Consider the following 17,165-nt stretch of genomic DNA (forward strand, 5'->3'; position numbering starts at 1 on the left):
GCCGGAGTCCGTGGTCGGCGGAAGGGGGACAGGGGTCGGGGCGGGCCCCGGGCCCGGATCCATGGCCGGATCCGCACCCGGCGGCGGGCGGCCGCTGATCATCACCGAGGACCCGCTGCTGCTCGACGACCTGCTGAGGCTGTGTGCCGCGGCGGGTGCCGAACCGCATGTGCGCCACACGGCTCCCGAGCGGGGCGGGGCCGTCGGGGCGGGCGGGGAGGCGGGGAACGCGGGGTGGGAATCCGCGCCGCTCGTGCTGGTGGGCGACGACGCCGCCCGACGGGTGCGCGGGGCACCGCGCAGGGCCGGGGTGTTCCTCGTCGGCCGGGACCTAGACGACCCCCATGTGTGGCAACGGGCGGTGGAGATCGGCGCCGAGGAGGTGCTGCGGCTCCCGGACGCCGAGAGCCGGCTCGTCGACCGCATCGCCGATGTCGTGGAGGGGGCCGGGCGGCCCGCCCTCGCCGTGGGGGTGATCGGCGGCAGCGGCGGCGCCGGAGCCTCCACCCTGGCCTGCGCGCTCGCCGTGCGGGCCGCCCGAGCCGGGGAGCGGACCATCCTCATCGACGGCGACCCGCTGGGCGGCGGCATGGACGTCCTGCTCGGGGGCGAAAGCGCCGAAGGGCTGCGCTGGCCGGACTTCGCGGCCTCGCGGGGCCGGGTCGGCGCGGGAGCGCTGGAGGAGTCCCTGCCCGAGCTGCACGACCTTCGCGTGCTCAGCTGGGACCGCGGTGACCGGGTGGTGGTGCCACCCGCCGCGATCCGGTCCGTGGTGGCCGCCGCGCGCCGCCGGGGCGGCGTGGTGGTGGTCGACCTCCCGCGGCGGGTCGACGAACCCGTGGCCGAGGTGCTGGCCCAGCTCGACCTGGTGCTGATGGTGGTGCCGGGCGAATTGCGGTCGGTGGCCGCCGCCCGCCGGGTCGCCGCCGGGGTGCGGATGGTGGCCCGGGACGTGCGGGTCGTCGTACGGGCACGCTGCCCGGGCGGCCTCGATCCGGAGTCCGTGGCCGGCCTGTTGGGGGCACCCCTGGCCGGGGAGGTGCCGGTCGAGGTGGGACTCCCGGGGCGGGTGGCCGAGGGCGAAGCACCGGGGACGCAGGGGAAGGGCGCGCTGGCCCGCTTCTGCGACGGCTTCTGGCAGCGCGCACTCGGCTCCGCCCAGGGGGTGTCGGCATGAGCGCGGTGCTCCTGGACGCGGTGCGCCGGCGGCTCGCCGAGAGCGGGGCGGAACCGACCCCGGCGAGGGTGGCCGCGGCCCTGCGGGCCCAGGGCAGGCTGCTCGGGGACGCCGAAGTGCTCGGGGTGGCAGCCGAGTTACGGTCCGAGCTGGTCGGCGCAGGCCCGCTGGAGGCATTGCTCGCCGATCCGGAGGTCACCGATGTGCTGGTGGCGGCCCCCGACCGGGTGTGGGTGGACCGCGGTGGCGGGCTGGAGCTGACCGCAGTGACCTTCGCCGACGCCGAGGCCGTGCGCAGGCTCGCCCAGCGGCTTGCTGCCGTCGCGGGGCGGCGCCTGGACGACGCCCGGCCCTGGGTGGACGCCCGGATGCCCGACGGCACCCGGTTGCATGCCGTGCTGCCCCCGGTCTCGGTGGGCTCGGCCTGCCTCTCGCTGCGGGTGGTGCGGCCGCGGGCGTTCACGCTGGAGGAGCTCGTCGCCGCGGGGACACTGCCGCCGGGCGGGCACCGACTGCTCAGGGACATGGTCGAGGCCCGGCTGTCGTTCCTCGTCTCCGGCGGCACCGGAACGGGCAAGACCACCCTGCTCAGCGCCCTGTTGGGGCTGGTCGGCCCCGGCGAGCGGATCGTGCTGGCCGAGGACTCGGCCGAGCTGCGCCCCGACCATCCGCACGTGGTGCGGCTGGAGACCCGGCCGGCCAACCAGGAGGGGGCGGGTCTGGTCACCCTGGCGGACCTGGTCCGCCAGGCGCTGCGGATGCGGCCCGACCGGCTGGTGGTGGGCGAGGTGCGGGGCGCCGAGGTGGCGGACCTGCTCGCCGCCCTGAACACCGGGCACGAGGGGGGCTGCGGGACGGTCCACGCCAACGCCGCAGCCCATGTCCCCGCCCGGCTGGAGGCGCTCGGGACGGCCGCCGGGCTCGACCGGGCCGCCCTGCACAGCCAGTTGGCCGCGGCGCTGACCCTGGTGCTCCATCTGGTCCGGGACCGGGAGGGGCGGCGCCGGCTGGCCGAGGTGCACGTGCTGGAGCGCGACGCCGCCGGGCTGGTGGTCACCGTACCGGCGCTGCGCTGGGCCGCTCGGGGCTTCGTGCGGGAGCGCGGCTGGGAACGGCTTCGCCCGCTGCTGCGAGGCGTCCGGTGAGCGCGGGAGCGGGGCTGCCGGTGCCGCTGTTCGCCGGGGTGCTGTGTGCCGGGGCCGCCGCCTGGGGGCTGGCCGGCGGCGACCGGGTGTCCCGGCGGGCCCAGGTGGTGCTCGCCGCGGGCGGTCCGGTGGTTCCGGTCGGCCCGCTGCGCCGGGAGCGGCTGCTGATCGCCGTACGGGTGCGGGCGGCGCGGTGGCGGGAGTGGGTCTGCCTCGCGGCGGGGCTGGTGGTCGCGGTGCTCGGCGGGTCCGTGATTCCGCTACTGGCGGGGGCGGCGGCGGTGCCGCTGGTGCGCCGGTGGCTGCGGGTACGGGCGCGGGAGCGGGCCCGGGCGGCGCGGGCCGCTGAGGTGGTGGCCCTGTGCGGGGCGGTGGTGGGTGAACTGCGGGCGGGAGCTCAGCCCGGGCAGGCGCTGACGGCCGCGATGCGCAGGACGGCCGTCGGCCCCGGCGGGCCGGGTGCGGCGGAGACGGGCGTACTGGCCGCAGCGGCCTTCGGTGGGGACGTGCCCGGTGCGTTGCGCCAGGCGGCGCGGGAGCCCGGGGCGGAAGGGCTGGCCGGGATGGCGGCCTGCTGGCGGGTCTCTGTGGACGGCGGTGCGGGACTGGCCGCCGGACTGGAACGGCTGGAGGGGGCCCTGCGGGCCGAGCGGGACCGGCAGGAGTCGCTGCGGGCCCAGTTGGCGGGGGCGCGGTCGACGGTGCTGGTGCTCGCCCTGCTGCCGCTGGTGGGCCTGCTGATCGGTACCGGGCTGGGCGCGGATCCGCTGCGGGTGCTGCTGCACACGCCGATGGGGTGGGGCTGCCTGCTGGCCGGTGGGGTGCTGGAGGCGCTCGGGCTGCTGTGGTGCCAACGGATCGTCCGGGCGGGGGAGCGGTGATGGGCGGCTTCGTCGTCCACAGGCTGGGGATCGCCGTCTGCCTGGCCGTGGTCGCGCTGTGGCTGGTGTCGGCGGTGGCGGCGCGGGTCCGCAAGCGGGCGGCCGGCCGCAGGACGGCGGCCCTGATGGGAGCTGGACCAGGGCTACGCGCCCCGGTGTTCGGCTCCGCGCTCAGAGGTGTGGTGACTGGATGGGCCGGGCCGGCCGGGGCGCTGCTGGCGGGCTGGGTGCTCGTCGGCGGGGTGACCGGTGTGGCGGTCGGTGGCCTGGCCGCGCTCGGTGTGCGGCGGTGGCAGGCCAGGGCGCGGCCGCCGGCCGGAGTGGATCCACGGGAGGCGGAGCGTCAGTTGCCTTTCGCCGCAGATCTGTTGGCCGCTTGCCTGGCGGCCGGGGCGGGCCCGGTCGAGGCCGCCGAGGTGGTGGGGGAGTCGCTGGGCGGCCCGGTGGGCGACCGGCTGGCGAGGGCCGGGGCGGAGCTGCGGCTCGGCGGCGAACCGGGCGCCGGGTGGGGGAGGTTGGCGGAGATACCGGGCGCCCGGCCGCTCGCGGACTGCCTGGAACGGGCCGCGCGGACGGGGGCGCCCGCGGCGGAGCCGGTCTCCCGGCTCGCGTCCGGGCTGCGGGAGGACCGGGCCCGCACGGCGGGAGCGCGGGCGCAGCGGGCGGCGGTCCTCGTCACCGCACCCGTGGGGTTGTGTTTTCTCCCCGCTTTTCTCGCGATCGGGGTCGCGCCGGTGGTGATCGGTATGGCCTCGGGACTTCTCTCGAACACCTGAAGTCGCATTGACCACACGCATCAACAGCGGAAATACACAGGAGGTTGTCATGAGGATCATCTGGTTTCGTGTGCGGACGGCGTTGCGGGCGCGCGGGGGTGACCAGGGGATGTCCACGTCGGAATACGCGATGGGCACGATCGCGGCCTGCGCATTCGCAGCAGTCCTCTACAAGGTGGTGACGAGTGAAGTCGTCGCCACGGCCCTTCAGTCGACCATCGGAAAGGCACTCGATGTGCCGTTCTGAGGGTGGGTCACGGAGCACCCGGGGAAAATCTGACCGGGGATATGTGACGGCGGAGGCCGCCCTGGTGATTCCGGCGCTGGTGCTGTTCGCGGCGCTGCTGGTGTGGTCCCTGATGGCGGCGGCCGCGCAGATCCGGTGTGTGGACGCGGCCCGGGCCGGAGCCCGGGCGGCGGCCAGGTCGGAGCCGGTGGAGGTGGCCGAGGCGGCGGCCCGGGCGGCCGCCCCACCGGGGGCGCGCGTGGAGCTGGAGCGGGAGGGCGACCTCTGGCGGGTCCGGGTGGCGGCGAAGGCGCCCGGGCCGGGCGGGCTGCCGGTACGGCTCGGGGCGCAGGCTGTGGCCCTGGCGGAGGACAGCGTGGGGCCGCCGCCGTGAGCCGGGACCGGGGTTCGGCCACGGTCTGGGCGGCGCTGGTGGCGACGGTGCTGGGTGCGGTGTTCGGCGGGGCGCTGCTGCTCGGCCAGGCCGTCGTGGCCCGGCACCGGGCGGCGGCGGCCGCCGACCTGGCGGCGCTCGCGGCGGCGGCCACCTGGGCCCACGGGCCGGAGACGGCGTGCGCGGTGGCCCTGCGGGTGGCTCGGGCGCAGGGCGCGGCGCTCGGCGGGTGCCTGCTCGGGGGCGAGGTCGCCGAGGTCACCGCCCGGGTCGTGGCGGGGCCGTTCACGGCGACGATCCAGGCCCGGGCAGGCCCGCCCGGGCCGCGGGGCTGACGCCCTGGGTCCCGGGGCCGTGTCGGGTCCCGGGGCCGCGTCGGGTCCCGTCAGGCCCCGGAGGGTCCCGTCAGGCCCCGGAGGGTCCCGTCAGGCCCCGGAGGGTCCCGTCAGGCCTCGGAGGGTGCGGCGGGTGGTGTGGCCGGGGATTCGGAGAGGAGGCGGGTGAGGAGGCGGATGGCGCCACGCTTGTGCAGGGGCTCGTTGCCGTTGCCGCACTTGGGGGACTGGATGCAGGAAGGGCAGCCGGCCTCGCACTCGCAGGCCGCGATCGCGTCGCGGGTCGCCGTCAGCCAGGCGCTCGCTGTGCTGAAGGCGCGCTCCGCGAAGCCGGCGCCGCCGGGATGGCCGTCGTAGACGAAGACCGTGGGGAGGAGGGTGTCGGGATGCACCGGCACGGAGACGCCGCCGATGTCCCAGCGGTCGCAGGTGGCGAACAGCGGAAGCATGCCGATGGAGGCGTGCTCGGCGGCGTGCAGGGCGCCGCCCAGGATCTCCGGGTTGATCCGGGCCTCGTCGAGCTGGTCCTCGGTCACCGTCCACCACACGGCCCGGGTGCGCAGGGTGCGGGGCGGCAGGTCGAGCTTGGACTCGCCCAGCACCTCGCCGGTGATCAGCTTGCGGCGCAGATAGGAGACGACCTGGTTGGTGACCTCGACGGAGCCGAAGCAGAGCCGGGCCGAGCCCCACGGGATCTCGGTCTCGGTCTCCAGGATGGAGATGGAGGTGGTGTCACGGGCCGTGGTGGAGAAGGGCGGATCCGCCTGCTCCACGAGGGCCACAGAATCCTCCAGGTCCAGGTGCTTCACGAGATACGTGCGGCCCTGGTGGAGGTGGACGGCCCCTTCGTGGACGGCGGTGTGGGCCGCGGACTCGTCGACCGTACCCAGCAGCCGGCCGGTCGAGGCCTCGACGATCTGCACCGGGCGGCCGCCGCCGCCCCGGATGTCGGTCAGGTCCGAGGCCCGCTCCCGGCGGGTCCAGTGCCAGGCGGTCGCCCGGCGGCGCAGCAGCTTCGCCGCTTCGAGCTGAGGAAGGAGGTCCTCGGTCGCCGGGCCGAAGAGTTCCAGGTCCGCGTCGGTCAGCGGCAGCTCCGCCGCCGCCGCGCACAGGTGGGGGGCGAGGACGTACGGGTTGTCGGGGTCCAGGACGGTGGCCTCCACCGGGCGCTGGAACAGCGCCTCCGGGTGGTGGACGAGGTAGGTGTCCAGCGGGTCGTCCCGGGCGATCAGCACGGCCAGGGCGCCCTGGCCCGAGCGCCCCGCGCGGCCCGCCTGCTGCCACAGGGAGGCCCGGGTGCCCGGGTAGCCGGTGATCAGGACGGCGTCCAGGCCGGAGACGTCCACACCCAGCTCCAGGGCCGTCGTGGCGGCCAGACCGAGCAGCTCGCCGGAGTGCAGGGCCCGCTCCAGGGCCCGGCGCTCCTCGGGGAGGTAGCCGCCCCGGTAGGCGGCGACCCGGCGGGCCAGCGACCGGTCGACCGACGCGAGCCGTTCCTGGGCGATCACGGAGATCAGCTCGGCGCCGCGCCGGGAGCGCACGAAGGCGACCGTACGGACCCCCTGGATCACCAGGTCGGTCAGCAGGTCGGCCGTCTCGGCGGTGGCCGTACGCCGTACGGGCGCGCCCTTCTCGCCGCGCAGCTCGGTGAGCAGCGGCGGCTCCCAGAGGGCGAAGACCACCTCGCCCCGCGGTGAGGCGTCGTCGGTGATCTCGATCACCCGTACGCCGGTCAGCCGGGACGCGGCCGCCGCCGGGTCGCTCGCGGTGGCGGAGGCCAGCATGAAGACGGGTTCCGCGCCGTAGCGGGCGCACAGCCGCCGCAGCCGGCGCAGCACCTGTGCCACATGGGATCCGAAGACCCCGCGGTAGGTGTGGCACTCGTCGATCACGACGTAGCGCAGGGCCCGCAGGAAGGAGGACCAGCGCGGGTGGGCCGGGAGGATCCCGCGGTGCAGCATGTCGGGGTTGGTCAGGACGTAGTTCGCGTACTGCCGCACCCACTCGCGTTCCTCGACGGGCGTGTCCCCGTCGTAGACCGCGGGGCGTACGGCGTTGCCCAGCGGGGCGGCCAGTTCCCGCACGGCGCGCCGCTGGTCGGCCGCCAGGGCCTTGGTGGGGGCCAGGTACAGGGCGGTCGCGCCCCGGCCGTTCGGGGCCTCGGCGCCGTCCGCGAGGGCGGAGAGCACGGGCGCGAGGTAGGCGAGGGACTTTCCCGAGGCGGTTCCGGTGGCCACGACCACGGACGTTCCGTCGAGGGCGAGCTCGGCCGCCGCGGCCTGGTGTTCCCACGGATGGTCGATTCCGGCCGATCCGATCGCGGCTACGACGTCTGTTCGGATGCGGTCCGGCCAGACTGCATGACGACCCGCCCGAGGGGGCAAGTGCTCCGTATGGGTGATGCGCGCAGCACGGGAAGGCCCCCGTGACAGGCGGTCCAGGACCGTGTCGGGGGTGGGTCGTGGGTCCGCGGGTGCCGTGGGCCGTCCGGGACCAGATGTGTTGGCCATCGGAACCGAGTGTGTCACCGGCGTGCGGGACAATGGTCCGAAGGCGTCGTGCGCGCCTGCCGGTAAGTGATTGAATGCCATCGCGGCAGCCAATCCCTCGCCTACCTTCGGGTGAGGGGGCGTCGCTCGATAGCAAGGTGCTGGAGGATCCGTGGACCTGTCCCTGTCGACTCGCACTGTCGGCGACCGTACGGTCGTGGAGGTCGGTGGCGAGATTGATGTGTATACCGCGCCCAAGCTGCGCGAGCAGTTGGTCGAGTTGGTGAACGACGGCAGCTACCACCTGGTTGTCGACATGGAGCGGGTGGACTTCCTCGACTCCACCGGCCTCGGTGTGCTGGTGGGAGGCCTCAAGCGCGTCCGTGCGCACGAGGGCTCGCTCCGTCTGGTGTGCAACCAGGAGCGCATCCTGAAGATCTTCCGCATCACCGGTTTGACCAAGGTGTTTCCGATCCACACCACGGTGGAAGACGCCGTCAACGCGACCGACTGACGGCTCCGCGCGGCCCCCTGCAGCCTCCGGGCGGCAGGGAGCCGACAAGGAGAGCGGGGGTACCGGGCCATGGTTGGCCCGGGCCCCTGTCAAGGCACGCCCGTAGTCCGAGGGGGATGCGCATGGCCACCGTTGAACTGCGCTTCAGCGCCCAGCCCGAACACGTCCGGACGGCCCGCCTGGTCGCGGCCGCCGTGGCGCGCCGGGTCGGCGTGGAGGAGGCCGTCCTCGACGAGGTCCGCCTCGCCGTGGGTGAGGCCTGTACGCGTGCCGTCGGACTCCATCGGAGCAACGGACTGACCGCGCCCGTCCGGGTGGTGCTGACCGAGGAGGACAAGGTGTTCTCCATCGAGGTCGGCGACGAGGTCCCCGGGCCGTCCGGCGGTGCCTCCGACGCGGTGTCCGGCATCACCGCCGTCCTGGAGTCCGAGGGCGAGACCGAGGACGAGATGGGTCTCGCGGTGATCAGCGGGCTCGTCGACGACGTCGAGGTGAGCAGCGGCGAATCGGGCGGGACCATCCGGATGAGCTGGCCCGTCTCCGGGGTCTCCGAGCTTCCCTGAGGTCCACCGCGATCCTCGCCGCGCGCAATCCTTCGTATCTTCCGATCTTTATCAAGGCCCTGCTGAGCAGGGCCTTTTCCATTTCCCTAGATCAATGATGGGGCGTCAATGCCTTTGCCCCATTACCACTTTCGAGGGTAATGGAGTGACGCGATCTATTGCTGAGGAGCGAGAGCACGCCAATTACGTTTCCTGCGCACTGTTTTGATCGGGTCGCGCTCCCTACAATCCGTCCACATCTTGAGCTCATCGCGTCAAGGAGGACGAATGACGGGGCTCTTCACCCCTATCGCGCCGGATCGCACCACAGATCTGGCAGCCGCAGTACTCACCGATGACAATCGGCTCATCGTGATCGTCATTGCGGCCGTGGCACTCGCCGCACTCGTCGTCGCGCAGATCCTGGTCCGCCAGGTCCTCGCCGCCGACGAGGGAACCGACAGCATGAAGGAGATCGCCGCAGCCGTCCAGGAAGGCGCCAACGCCTATCTCGGCCGGCAGCTGCGCACCCTCGGCGTCTTCGCCGTCGTGGTCTTCTTCCTGCTCTTCCTGCTCCCCGCCGACGACTGGACGCAGCGGGGCGGGCGCTCCGCCTTCTTCCTCGTGGGCGCCATCTTCTCGGCCGCCACCGGCTACATCGGCATGCGCCTGGCGGTCCGCGCCAACGTCCGTGTCGCCGCTGCCGCACGCGAGGCGACCCCGGCCGAGGGGGAGCCCGCCAAGGACCTGACCGAGGTCTCCCACAAGGCGATGAAGATCGCCTTCCGGACGGGCGGCGTCGTCGGCATGTTCACCGTCGGCCTCGGCCTCTTCGGCGCCTCCTGCGTCGTCCTGGTCTACGCCGCCGACGCCCCCAAGGTCCTGGAGGGCTTCGGTCTCGGCGCCGCCCTGATCGCGATGTTCATGCGCGTGGGCGGCGGAATCTTCACCAAGGCCGCCGACGTCGGCGCCGACCTGGTCGGCAAGGTCGAGCAGGGCATTCCGGAGGACGACCCGCGCAATGCCGCGACCATCGCCGACAACGTGGGCGACAACGTCGGAGACTGCGCCGGAATGGCGGCCGACCTCTTCGAGTCCTACGCCGTCACCCTGGTGGCCGCGCTCATCCTCGGCAAGGCCGCCTTCGGCGACCTGGGCCTCGCCTTCCCGCTGATCGTGCCCGCGATCGGTGTCATCACCGCGATGATCGGCATCTTCGCGGTCTCCCCGCGCCGCAGCGACCGCAGCGGCATGACCGCCATCAACCGCGGGTTCTTCATCTCCGCCGTGATCTCCCTGGCACTGGTCGCGATCGCCGTCTACGCCTACCTGCCGGCCACCTACAAGGAGCTCGTCGGCGTCGAGAACCCGGCGATCACCAACCACACCGGTGACCCGCGGATCCTGGCCGTCGTCGCCGTCGCCATCGGCATCGTGCTCGCGGCCCTGATCCAGCAGCTGACCGGCTACTTCACCGAGACCAACCGGCGCCCCGTCCGGGACATCGGCAAGTCCTCCCTGACGGGAGCTGCCACCGTCGTCCTCGCCGGAATCTCGGTGGGCCTGGAGTCCGCCGTCTACACGGCTCTGCTCATCGGCCTCGGTGTCTACGGCGCGTTCCTGCTCGGCGGTACGTCGATCCTGCTCGCGCTCTTCGCGGTGGCCCTGGCCGGCACCGGCCTGCTCACCACCGTCGGCGTCATCGTCGCCATGGACACCTTCGGGCCCGTCTCCGACAACGCCCAGGGCATCGCCGAGATGTCCGGCGACGTCGAGGGCGCCGGTGCGCAGGTCCTGACCGACCTGGACGCCGTGGGCAACACCACGAAGGCCATCACCAAGGGCATCGCCATCGCGACGGCGGTGCTCGCCGCGGCGGCGCTCTTCGGCTCGTACAACGACGCGATCGCCACCGCGGTCAAGGAAGTCGGTGCCAAGGCCGGGGAGATGAACCTCAGCCTGGACATCGCACAGCCCAACAACCTCGTCGGGCTGATCCTGGGCTCGGCCGTCGTGTTCCTGTTCTCCGGCCTCGCCATCAACGCCGTCTCCCGTTCTGCGGGCGCCGTCGTCTACGAGGTGCGCCGCCAGTTCCGCGAGCACCCCGGGATCATGGACTACACCGAGAAGCCCGAGTACGGGCGCGTCGTGGACATCTGCACCAAGGACGCGCTGCGCGAGCTCGCCACGCCCGGCCTGCTCGCCGTGCTCACCCCCATCGCCGTGGGCTTCTCCCTCGGCGTGGGCGCGCTCGGCTCCTTCCTCGCCGGTGCCATCGGAACGGGCACCCTGATGGCGGTCTTCCTCGCCAACTCCGGTGGCGCGTGGGACAACGCGAAGAAGCTCGTCGAGGACGGCCACCACGGCGGCAAGGGCAGTGAGGCCCACGCCGCGGTCGTCATCGGCGACACGGTCGGCGACCCGTTCAAGGACACCGCCGGGCCGGCGATCAACCCGCTGCTCAAGGTCATGAACCTGGTCGCGCTGCTGATCGCCCCCGCGGTCGTGCAGTTCAGCTACGGCGGGGACAGCAGCCCGGTCGTGCGGGCCGTCGTCGCGGTCCTCGCGATCGGGGTCATCATCGGCGCGGTGTACATCTCCAAGCGCCGCGGCATCGCCGTCGGCGACGAGACCGAGGGCGGAGCCGCCGAGCGGGTGGCCCAGTCGGCCGACCCCGCGACGGTCTCCTGACCCGAGGTCCGGTCAGCGGTACGGGCAGGGCCGGGCAGGGCCGGCCGGTACGCCCGAAAGGCGGATGGGCGGCGCGGACTCACGCGCCGTCTGTCCGCCTTTGTGCGTCTCCGGAGGGCGGGCGTGTATCTTCCGGGCCGAGAGCCTTCGAAGGGACCAATCCGGTGAACAAGAAGATCGCGGCCGCGTTGTCGGGCAGTGCGGCACTGATGCTCGTCCTGTCCGGATGCGGCGGGGACGAGACCGACCAGAAGGCCGGCTCATGGGCCAAGAAGGTCTGTGACCAGTGGCAGCCCCAGCTTGAGAAGATCGAAGCCGCCAACCTTGAGATCAAGCGGGTGGCCTCGGAGAGCAGCAAGCCCGACGAGGTCCAGAAGACCGACTCGGCGGCGTTCGGGACCATGACCGAGTCGTACAAGGCGATGGCGGACGCCCTGCGGTCGGCGGGCGTTCCGCCGGTCAAGAACGGCGCCGCGACCCAGGAGGCGGCGGCCAAGGGCTTCGAGACGACCTCCACGGGCTACGCCGACCTGAAGGCGAAGACGGACGCCCTCGACCCCCAGGACAAGACGAAGTTCGCCGACGGCCTCAAGGAGGTCGCGGGCGGGCTCAAGGACGTGACGAAGGGCGGTCAGGACGCGCTCGCCCAGCTCAAGGCGGGTGGCCTCGGCCCGGCGATCAACGGCCAGAAGGGCTGCCAGGTCGCGGCGGCACCGGCGTCCTCGCAGTAGCACGGCGCGCCCGCGCGGGCGCTGTTCCGCGCGGTACGCCGCTCAGGGCGGCCGGGGTCCCGGAAGGGGCCTCGGCCGCCCTTTCGCACCTGCGGGCCCGGTGTGATCGGCAGGACGGGTCCCAGCGGACACAATGGACGCGTGAGTACCACCAGCCTCCCCAAGCCCGATCGCGCCCCCGAACTCCGCGCCGCCCTGCTCGCCGCCGGTTTCACCGCCGACGGGCTGCTCGACCTGCTCGGCGCCCCCGCCTACGCCGCGCTGGCCCGCAGCGAGACCGTCCCCGCCCTGCGCGCCACGCGCGGCCCGGGCGACGGTGCGCTCGCGAGCCTGGTCCGGCTGTTCCTGCTCCAGCAGCCGGAGCCGTACGTGCACGCCGTGGAGGCGCTGCCCGTCGAGGCGGCGCTGGCCGACGGCTGGCTGCGGCTGGAGGGCGACGAGGTGCACGCCACCGTCGACGTGCGCCCGTACGGCGGCCCGGACGGCGAGGACTGGTTCATCGTCTCCGACCTCGGCTGCTCCGTCGGCGGGGCCGGTGGGATCGGCAGCCGCGATGAGGGCGTGGTCCTCGGCGTCGGCGGCGCCTCCACCACCCTGGCCGGGATCACCGTCCGCACCCCGGTCGGCTCCGCCCTCGACGTCGGCACCGGATCCGGAATCCAGGCGCTGCACGCGTCCCGGCACGCCACCCGGGTCACCGCCACCGACGTCAACCCCAGGGCCCTGGAATTCACCCGTCTGACGCTGGCCCTGTCCGGGGCCCCGGAGGCCGAGCTGCTCACCGGGTCGCTGTTCGAGCCGGTCGGCGAGGCCACGTACGACCTCATCGTGTCGAACCCGCCGTTCGTGATCTCGCCCGGCGCCCGGCTGACGTACCGGGACGGCGGTATGGGCGGCGACGACCTGTGCCGGACCCTGGTGCAGGAGGCCGGCGCGCGGCTCAACCCGGGCGGGTACGCGCAGTTCCTCGGCAACTGGCAGCACGTGGAGGGCGAGGACTGGCGCGACCGGCTGCGCTCCTGGGTGCCGCGCGGCTGCGACGCCTGGATCGTGCAGCGTGACGAGCAGGACGTGACGCAGTACGCCGAGCTGTGGCTGCGCGACGCGGGCGACCACCGGACCGACCCGGCCGAGTACACGCGGCGGTACGAGGACTGGCTGGACGAGTTCGAGGCCCGCGGGACCAAGTCCGTCGGCTTCGGGTGGATCACCTTGCGCCGGACGGACGCGGCCGAGCCCTCGATCGTGGTCGAGGAGTGGCCCCACACGGTGGAGCAGCCGCTCGGCGAGGCCGTCCTGGCCCATTTCGCGCGCCAGGACTACCTGCGGCAGCACGACGACGCGGCCCTGCTGGAGGCCTATTTCGCACTGGCCGAGGAAGTGGTCCAGGAGCAGGTCGGCGCGCCCGGCGCGGAGGATCCGGAACATGTCGTGCTCCGGCAGAACCGCGGAATGCGGCGCGCCACCAAGGTCGACACGGTCGGCGCCGGCTTCGCCGGAGTGTGTGACGGCTCACTGAGCGCGGGCCGGATCCTGGACGCGATCGCGCAGCTCGTCCAGGAGGACCCGATCGTGCTGCGGGACCGCACTCCGGAGGCCATCCGGCTGCTGGTCGAGCAGGGTTTCCTGGACCCCGTGGCGGGCCCCGCGCAGTAGTCGGCCCCGGGATGTAACCCGGGGTTCGCCCGCTGTATTCGCAGGGCTGCGAGTCTCCTGCGCAGGGGGATCCGGGGGGATCCCGTGAGCGGCCCGGGGGTAAGGGGAAGCGGCGCGGAAAACGGTCCGGCGATCTTCGCGGCGGCCGTGTTCCCGCTGTTCGGGGCCGCTCTGCAGGCCTGACGAGGGTGCGTGCTCCGCCACCGTGCGCCGGTGGCGAAGGGCACGCGCCCCGTCGCGGCCGTGGCGCCGGCCGGGCGCGTCGGCCCGGCTCGTCGGCGGGCGGCGACGGCCCTGGTACCGGGTCGCCTCGCGCGGCTTCGGCACCGAGTTCGAAGGACCCGGGCGGACCGGGCCGCGGCCCCGGATCCGGCCCGGAAAGCCGAGGTCGGAGCAGGCCCGGGACCGGGTGCGAAGGCGCGGCCAGACGGCCCCCCGGCCACCCTGCCCGGTGATCGGGAACGCCCCGGCGCGGCATCCGGGCGGCAGAAACGGCACTTGTCGGGTTACCGTTCGAGTGGCCGTTGCGGGCTTCTGCCGTTTGACACGGGGGCGGGTTGTACCGTCACACTCCGCAGCGTCGCCGTACTGCGACCGAGTGCCGACCGGAGAGAAGAGCCAAGTTGTCCCCGACTAGCGAGACCGCAAAGGGCGGCCGCCGACTCGTCATCGTCGAGTCCCCAGCCAAGGCGAAGACGATCAAGGGCTACCTCGGCCCCGGATACGTCGTCGAGGCGAGCGTCGGGCACATCCGCGACCTCCCGAACGGCGCGGCCGAGGTTCCCGACAAGTACACCGGTGAGGTCCGCCGCCTCGGTGTGGACGTCGAGCACGACTTCGCGCCGATCTACGTCGTCAACGCGGACAAGAAGTCCCAGGTCAGGAAGCTCAAGGAGCTGCTGGCCGAGTCCGACGAACTCTTCCTCGCCACCGATGAGGACCGCGAGGGCGAAGCCATCGCGTGGCACCTGCAGGAAGTCCTCAAGCCCAAGGTCCCCGTCCACCGGATGGTCTTCCACGAGATCACCAAGGACGCGATCCGCGACGCCGTCGCCAACCCGCGCGAGCTCAACCAGCGCATGGTCGACGCCCAGGAGACCCGCCGCATCCTCGACCGCCTCTACGGCTACGAGGTCTCGCCGGTCCTGTGGAAGAAGGTCATGCCGAAGCTGTCGGCCGGCCGCGTCCAGTCGGTTGCCACGCGCATGGTCGTCGAGCGGGAGCGCGAGCGCATCGCCTTCCGCTCCGCCGAGTACTGGGACCTGACCGGCACCTTCGCCACCGGCCGCGCCGGTGACGCCTCCGACCCCTCCACGCTGGTCGCCCGGCTGAACACGGTCGACGGCAAGCGCATCGCCCAGGGCCGTGACTTCGGCTCGAACGGGCAGCTCAAGAGCGAGGTGCTGCACCTCGACGAGGCAGGCGCCCGGGCGCTCGCCGCCGCTCTGGCGGACACCTCGTTCGCCGTCCGGTCGGTCGAGTCCAAGCCGTACCGCCGTTCCCCGTACGCCCCGTTCCGTACGACGACGCTGCAGCAGGAGGCCTCGCGCAAGCTGGGCTTCGGCGCGAAGGCGACGATGCAGGTGGCGCAGAAGCTGTACGAGAACGGCTTCATCACCTATATGCGTACCGACTCCACCACGCTGTCCGACACCGCGGTGTCGGCGGCGCGGGCGCAGGTCACGCAGCTGTACGGGGCCGACTACCTGCCGGAGAAGCCGCGCGTCTACGCCGGCAAGGTCAAGAACGCCCAGGAGGCGCACGAGGCGATCCGTCCTTCGGGTGATCGTTTCCGCACCCCGGCCGAGACGGGTCTGACAGGCGACCAGTTCCGCCTGTACGAGCTGATCTGGAAGCGGACCGTCGCCTCCCAGATGAAGGACGCGGTCGGCAACAGCGTCACCGTGAAGATCGGCGGCCGCGCCTCGGACGGACGTGACGCCGAGTTCACCGCCTCCGGCAAGACGATCACCTTCCACGGCTTCATGAAGGCCTACGTCGAGGGCGCGGACGACCCGAACGCCGAGCTCGACGACCGCGAGAAGCGCCTGCCGCAGGTCGCGGAGGGCGACGCGCTCGCCGCCGAGGAGATCACGGCGGACGGGCACTCGACCAAGCCGCCGGCCCGCTACACCGAGGCCTCGCTGGTCAAGGAGCTCGAAGAGCGCGAGATCGGCCGTCCGTCGACGTACGCGTCGATCATCGGCACGATCCTCGACCGCGGATACGTCTTCAAGAAGGGCACGGCGCTCGTGCCGTCCTTCCTGTCGTTCGCCGTGGTCAACCTGCTGGAGACGCACTTCGGGCGGCTCGTCGACTACGACTTCACCGCGAAGATGGAGGACGACCTCGACCGCATCGCGCGGGGCGAGGCCCAGTCCGTGCCGTGGCTGAAGCGGTTCTACTTCGGCTCGGAGGACGCGACCGAGGTCGTGCCGGCCGACGGGGACCACCTCGGCGGTCTGAAGGAGCTGGTCACGGACCTCGGCGCGATCGACGCCCGGGAGATCTCCTCCTTCCCGGTCGGCGAGGGCATCGTGCTGCGCGTCGGCCGCTACGGGCCGTACGTGGAGCGCGGCGAGAAGGACGCGGAGGGCCACCAGCGGGCCGACGTCCCGGACGACATGGCTCCGGACGAGCTGACGGTCGCGTACGCGGAGGAGCTGTTCGCCAAGCCGAGCGGCGAGTTCGAGCTCGGCAAGGACCCGGTCAGCGGGAACGAGATCGTGGCCAAGGACGGCCGCTACGGGCCGTACGTGACGGAGATCCTCCCCGAGGGCACCCCGAAGACGGGCAAGAACGCGGTCAAGCCGCGGACGGCCTCGCTCTTCAAGTCCATGAGCCTGGACACGGTCACCCTCGACGAGGCGCTCAAGCTGATGTCGCTGCCGCGCGTGGTCGGCGCGGACGCGGAGGGCGTGGAGATCACGGCCCAGAACGGCCGCTACGGCCCGTACCTGAAGAAGGGCACGGACTCGCGGTCGCTGGAGACCGAGGACCAGCTCTTCTCGATCACGCTGGACGAGGCGCTCGCGATCTACGCGCAGCCGAAGCAGCGGGGCCGGGCCGCGGCCAAGCCGCCGCTGAAGGAGCTGGGCACCGACCCGGTCAGCGAGAAGCCGGTCGTGGTCAAGGACGGCCGCTTCGGTCCGTACGTGACGGACGGCGAGACGAACGCGACGCTGCGGCGGGACGACGACGTCGAGACGATCACGCCGGAGCGCGGCTACGAGCTGCTCGCGGAGAAGCGGGCGAAGGGCCCGGCCAAGAAGGTGGCGAAGAAGGCCCCCGCCAAGAAGGCCCCGGCGAAGAAGGCGACGGCGACGAAGGCCGCTGCCGCGAAGAAGACGACGGCGGCCAAGAAGACGACCGCCAAGAAGACCGTCGCGAAGAAGACGGTGGCCAAGAAGGCCGCCGCGGCTCCCGCGGACGAGTAGTCGCGGCAAGAGCCCCACGCGAAGCGTGGGGCTCTTGTGCGTCGCCCCGCCGCATTCAGCCTCGCCGGCGTTTGAGGCGCGGGGTCCGGGGCAGGGCTCCGCAACGGCGCCGGGCTGCTTCCCGGAAGGTGGGTCCGGGGTCACACCCGGCCTTGTCCACAGGCTTCCGCA

Annotated in this window: 14 protein-coding genes; 13 read left to right on the forward strand and 1 reads right to left on the reverse strand. The window is 73.0% G+C overall.

Translation table 11 applies throughout. From position 1 onward, the window contains the following. The first annotated feature begins 61 nt into the window (after nt 1-61). Genes ssd through ACFY0D_RS01850 form a run of 7 tightly spaced genes read left to right on the forward strand, consistent with a single transcriptional unit; the run spans nt 62 to nt 4,934 of the window. Nucleotides 62-1,177, forward strand: a complete 1,116-nt coding sequence (gene ssd, locus ACFY0D_RS01820; RefSeq protein ID WP_390796454.1) for a septum site-determining protein Ssd — start codon at nt 62-64, stop codon at nt 1,175-1,177. Next, a complete protein-coding gene (locus ACFY0D_RS01825; protein ID WP_390796455.1) occupies nt 1,174-2,322 on the forward strand; it encodes a TadA family conjugal transfer-associated ATPase in 1,149 nt (382 codons plus the stop codon). The genes ssd and ACFY0D_RS01825 overlap by 4 nt, the downstream gene beginning before the upstream one ends. Beyond that, nucleotides 2,319-3,203, forward strand: a complete 885-nt coding sequence (locus tag ACFY0D_RS01830) for a type II secretion system F family protein (RefSeq protein WP_390796456.1) — start codon at nt 2,319-2,321, stop codon at nt 3,201-3,203. The genes ACFY0D_RS01825 and ACFY0D_RS01830 overlap by 4 nt, the downstream gene beginning before the upstream one ends. Beyond that, nucleotides 3,203-3,979 carry a type II secretion system F family protein gene (locus ACFY0D_RS01835; RefSeq protein ID WP_390796457.1) on the forward strand — a complete coding sequence of 259 codons (777 nt, stop codon included), beginning with the start codon at nt 3,203-3,205 and terminating at the stop codon, nt 3,977-3,979. Before ACFY0D_RS01830 ends, ACFY0D_RS01835 begins: the two co-directional genes overlap by 1 nt. Nucleotides 3,980-4,028: 49 nt before the next feature. Next, nucleotides 4,029-4,226: a DUF4244 domain-containing protein gene (locus ACFY0D_RS01840; RefSeq protein WP_037882804.1), complete on the forward strand. Its 198-nt coding sequence runs from the start codon at nt 4,029-4,031 to the stop codon at nt 4,224-4,226. Nucleotides 4,227-4,269: 43 nt separating this feature from the next. Next, nucleotides 4,270-4,599: a TadE family type IV pilus minor pilin gene (locus ACFY0D_RS01845; RefSeq protein WP_390796458.1), complete on the forward strand. Its 330-nt coding sequence runs from the start codon at nt 4,270-4,272 to the stop codon at nt 4,597-4,599. Next, nucleotides 4,596-4,934 (forward strand): Rv3654c family TadE-like protein, encoded by a 339-nt coding sequence (locus ACFY0D_RS01850; protein WP_390796459.1) that lies wholly within the window; start codon nt 4,596-4,598, stop codon nt 4,932-4,934. Before ACFY0D_RS01845 ends, ACFY0D_RS01850 begins: the two co-directional genes overlap by 4 nt. Nucleotides 4,935-5,044: 110 nt before the next feature. On the opposite strand, the gene ACFY0D_RS01855 is transcribed toward ACFY0D_RS01850, so the two are convergent. Continuing rightward, a complete protein-coding gene (locus tag ACFY0D_RS01855) occupies nt 5,045-7,525 on the reverse strand; it encodes a DEAD/DEAH box helicase (RefSeq protein ID WP_390796460.1) in 2,481 nt (826 codons plus the stop codon). Between the two features lie 70 nt (nt 7,526-7,595). Here ACFY0D_RS01855 and bldG point away from each other — a divergent pair, with 70 nt between their 5' ends. The 6 genes from bldG (at nt 7,596) to topA (ending at nt 16,994) form a co-directional block, all read left to right on the forward strand. Then, nucleotides 7,596-7,937: an anti-sigma factor antagonist BldG gene (gene bldG / locus ACFY0D_RS01860; RefSeq protein ID WP_008743037.1), complete on the forward strand. Its 342-nt coding sequence runs from the start codon at nt 7,596-7,598 to the stop codon at nt 7,935-7,937. Between the two features lie 122 nt (nt 7,938-8,059). Beyond that, nucleotides 8,060-8,500 (forward strand): ATP-binding protein, encoded by a 441-nt coding sequence (locus tag ACFY0D_RS01865; protein WP_390796461.1) that lies wholly within the window; start codon nt 8,060-8,062, stop codon nt 8,498-8,500. A gap of 267 nt (nt 8,501-8,767) precedes the next feature. Next, on the forward strand, nt 8,768-11,170 hold the full coding sequence (locus ACFY0D_RS01870; protein ID WP_390796462.1) for a sodium-translocating pyrophosphatase: 2,403 nt from the start codon (nt 8,768-8,770) through the stop codon (nt 11,168-11,170). 164 nt (nt 11,171-11,334) lie between these two features. Continuing rightward, a complete protein-coding gene (locus ACFY0D_RS01875) occupies nt 11,335-11,901 on the forward strand; it encodes a small secreted protein (RefSeq protein ID WP_390796463.1) in 567 nt (188 codons plus the stop codon). A gap of 141 nt (nt 11,902-12,042) precedes the next feature. Beyond that, entirely contained in the window at nt 12,043-13,557 is a 1,515-nt protein-coding gene (locus ACFY0D_RS01880) for a methyltransferase (protein ID WP_390796464.1), read from the forward strand. Between the two features lie 623 nt (nt 13,558-14,180). Next, nucleotides 14,181-16,994 (forward strand): type I DNA topoisomerase, encoded by a 2,814-nt coding sequence (gene topA / locus ACFY0D_RS01885; protein WP_390796465.1) that lies wholly within the window; start codon nt 14,181-14,183, stop codon nt 16,992-16,994. Nucleotides 16,995-17,165 lie beyond the last annotated feature (171 nt).

The sequence above is a fragment of the Streptomyces sp. NPDC001502 genome (genome assembly GCF_042894785.1).
Taxonomy (GTDB): domain Bacteria; phylum Actinomycetota; class Actinomycetes; order Streptomycetales; family Streptomycetaceae; genus Streptomyces; species Streptomyces kutzneri.

Excerpts from the sequence above, each read along its gene's own strand:
- ssd (WP_390796454.1), top strand. The coding sequence starts at position 62 with ATGGCCGGATCCGCACCCGGCGGCGGGCGGCCGCTGATCATCACCGAG.
- ACFY0D_RS01825 (WP_390796455.1), top strand. The coding sequence starts at position 1,174 with ATGAGCGCGGTGCTCCTGGACGCGGTGCGCCGGCGGCTCGCCGAGAGC.
- ACFY0D_RS01835 (WP_390796457.1), top strand. The coding sequence starts at position 3,203 with ATGGGCGGCTTCGTCGTCCACAGGCTGGGGATCGCCGTCTGCCTGGCC.
- ACFY0D_RS01840 (WP_037882804.1), top strand. The coding sequence starts at position 4,029 with ATGAGGATCATCTGGTTTCGTGTGCGGACGGCGTTGCGGGCGCGCGGG.
- ACFY0D_RS01855 (WP_390796460.1), bottom strand. The coding sequence starts at position 7,525 with ATGGCATTCAATCACTTACCGGCAGGCGCGCACGACGCCTTCGGACCA.
- ACFY0D_RS01865 (WP_390796461.1), top strand. The coding sequence starts at position 8,060 with ATGGCCACCGTTGAACTGCGCTTCAGCGCCCAGCCCGAACACGTCCGG.
- ACFY0D_RS01870 (WP_390796462.1), top strand. The coding sequence starts at position 8,768 with ATGACGGGGCTCTTCACCCCTATCGCGCCGGATCGCACCACAGATCTG.